Origin of the sequence: Aliidiomarina sp., from assembly GCF_047920995.1 — a bacterium.
Lineage (GTDB): Bacteria > Pseudomonadota > Gammaproteobacteria > Enterobacterales > Alteromonadaceae > Aliidiomarina.
The window spans coordinates 1-3,111 of the sequence record NZ_JBLRWZ010000067.1; the positions used below are offsets into that span (position 1 = coordinate 1).

A 3,111-nucleotide genomic window follows, 5' to 3' on the forward strand; every position below is an offset into this window, starting at 1 on the left:
GGGCTGCCTGGGCGGCGACTACCGAACGCCCCGATTCGGACATCACGTACACCAACAACTGGCCGCATGAACCGCTGATTAGTAACAGGCCTTCAGCTGAGAATGTAATTTGGTCTTTAGTGAGTATTATTTTACTTATTGCTGGTGTGGGAGCATTAATTTGGGGCTGGGCATTCTTACGCAAAGAAGAGCATGATGAGCCACAGGCACCCAAACAAGATCCCATAAGTTTGGTAAAACTAACACCATCCCAACGAGCATTGGGTAAATATTTATTCGTAGTGGTAGCGTTATTTACACTACAGGTATTTTTGGGTGGTTTAACTGCGCATTACACAGTTGAAGGCAGCGGCTTCTATGGGTTAGATACCACTAAATGGTTCCCCTACACCTTAGTGCGCACCTGGCATTTACAAGCGGCGATGTTTTGGATCGCGGTTGGCTTCTTAGCCGCAGGCTTATTCTTAGCTCCAATCATTAATGGCGGTAAAGATCCCAAATACCAAAAGCTTGGTGTTGATATCTTATTTTGGGCGCTGGTACTTGTTACCGCGGGTACCTTTATCGGCAATTGGCTCGCCATTGCACAAATTATGCCACCACATTTAAGCTTCTGGTTTGGCCATCAAGGCTATGAATACCTTGATCTTGGTCGTTTTTGGCAAGTTCTTAAATTTGTGGGTATTTTATTCTGGTTAGTGCTAATGCTACGCGGCATGCTGCCTGCGCTGAAAAAAGGCGGTGATAAAAACCTATTAGCATTATTTATCTGTTCGGTAATAGCTGTTGGGCTGTTTTATGGTGCTGGCTTCTTCTATGGCGAGCGTACGCATATTTCCATCATGGAATATTGGCGTTGGTGGGTAGTTCACCTTTGGGTGGAAGGCTTCTTTGAAGTATTTGCTACCGTTTCGTTAGCCTTCATTTTTCATAGCATGGGCTTAGTATCACGCACCACCGCAACTGCCGCTAGCTTAGCCGCAGCATCGCTGTTCTTGCTCGGTGGCATTCCTGGCACATTCCATCACCTTTACTTCTCAGGCACCACTACCCCAGTAATGGCGGTAGGGGCTACCTTTAGCGCACTAGAAGTAGTGCCACTCGTGGTATTGGGCTATGAAGCATGGGAAAACTGGCGCTTAAAAACCCGCGCCCCTTGGATGGAACGGTTAAAATGGCCTCTCATGTTCTTCGTTGCTGTAGCGTTTTGGAATATGCTCGGTGCAGGCGTAATGGGCTTCATGATTAACCCACCGATCGCGCTATATTACATACAAGGATTAAATACTACGCCAACCCATGCGCACGCTGCATTGTTCGGGGTATATGGTTTCTTAGCGCTCGGTTTCTGCTTGCTCATCCTACGCTACATCAAACCCAATATGCAGTTTGATGAAGGCCTAATGAAAACCGCATTCTGGTGGTTAAACTGGGGCCTTGTGCTCATGCTCTTTACCAGTTTATTGCCCATTGGCTTCATTCAGTTCTACGCAAGCGCCTCAGAAGGTTTGTGGTACGCGCGTAGCGAAGCCTTTATGCAGCAGCCTATTCTACAAATGCTGCGCTGGGTTCGTACCGTAGGTGATGTAATCTTTATTGTGGGTGCTTTAGCAGTAAGCTGGCAAGTGGTGAAAGGGGTGTTTTATAAAGACACCGCCGCTGAACTTGCTGCAGCAAAAAATGCATAATACTGTTTAAAACCTTAATCTCTGGCGCCACCTTTGTGGTGCCAGATTTTTTTCTATACTACCCAATGAGGAAATTACTCGATGGAGCTGCTGCTCGTTGCAATGCCTTTAAAAACGTGGATACCAACCGCAATCTGCACCTTTAACGATGCTAATTCCGCCACGCGCTGCTTGCCTTCGGCTGATGCGCGATAATAATGGGGGGTCATGCTAAATAGGTTCTGAATTTGCTGGTTATTTGGCAATTCTGCTACATATCGCACATGCGAACTCTCTTTATGAATAAAGCCATCCATCGTTAGTGAGCGCTCGGTTTCTTGTTTAACATCGGCATAGATTACGTTTTTAAGTTCGTGCAAATGACCTGCTTCAGGCTCTACCATCAATAAACAGCCATTCGGCTTTAATACTCTTAAGAACTCACTGGGTACTGGAAACCCAAACACACACAACACACAATCAATCGATTGATCGGCGATGGGCAAGTGGGCGTTGGTGCCTACTATCCAGCGCACATTCTCGCAAGTTTTACTGGCGGCCATAACGGCCCATTTGGAAATATCTAGCCCCACCGCTGCTACTTGATGCTGTTGAATATCGGCATCTGCGAGCAGTTCACGTAGATAATAACCTTCGCCACATCCCGCATCTAATACCGGAAAACAGGATTCAGCATCCGCTCTTGCTGCTTCCGCACGCACTATCGTACTAATCGCCTTCGCAATTGGTTGGTAAAAGCCCTGCTGCAAAAACTCCCGGCGGGCGGCCACCATGGCTTTACTATCGCCCGGATCTTTACTGCGCTTGTGCTGCACCGGCAGCAAATTTACATACCCTTGTTTAGCAATATCAAAACTATGGCCCTTGCTGCAACGCCAGGCAGCCCTATTCTCGGTGAGCGCTAACGGCTCACCATCAAGGGTACAAATCAGCTGATTAAAAGATACTAACAAAGTGGCTTCCTTTCTTTCTGGTTACGATACTGAGGATTACGCTATTGGGAGCAGCACAAAACACTTATTCACAGCTCGTATCATGAATAGCTTGGCGGCTGCCAGCAAAATCAAGTATCGGCCAACAGGGTTCACGCAGCGCAATATTGCCTTGCTGTATCGCATTCAGCACACTCTCAACCTCGGTACTGGTGAATTGGCTGAGCAAGCGCCAGCCATCATTACCTGTAGCAATATCCGCCGCAATGAAAGCTGCTACTGTGCTAGCAGTTTGACGATCCGCTTCTGCTTCGGGCTGATCGCGAATAAAAATAGCACAGCTTACATGAGCAGTTGAACGAGGCCGTTGGCAAAAAGCGTAACCCACCGCAGCTTCGGAAAAATCAAAACTACTGCCGTAACAGGTTGCCCAATAACCATCGCAACCACTCCCAACTATTTGCTGTTGCAAGATGAGCGCAGCAATAGCA

General features: G+C 47.4%; 3 protein-coding genes. 1 reads left to right on the forward strand and 2 read right to left on the reverse strand.

Annotation, left to right across the window (positions count from 1 at the left end; genetic code table 11):
• Positions 1-1,688 (forward strand): nitric-oxide reductase large subunit (locus ACNA7P_RS11030; RefSeq protein WP_416258675.1); only part of this gene is annotated, 1,688 nt, incomplete at its 5' end.
• Positions 1,689-1,762: 74 nt separating this feature from the next.
• Here the strand turns inward: ACNA7P_RS11030 and ACNA7P_RS11035 are convergent.
• Positions 1,763-2,641: a putative RNA methyltransferase gene (locus ACNA7P_RS11035; protein WP_416258676.1), complete on the reverse strand. Its 879-nt coding sequence runs from the start codon at positions 2,639-2,641 to the stop codon at positions 1,763-1,765.
• 64 nt (positions 2,642-2,705) lie between these two features.
• Positions 2,706-3,111 (reverse strand): hypothetical protein (locus ACNA7P_RS11040; RefSeq protein WP_416258677.1); only part of this gene is annotated, 406 nt, incomplete at its 5' end.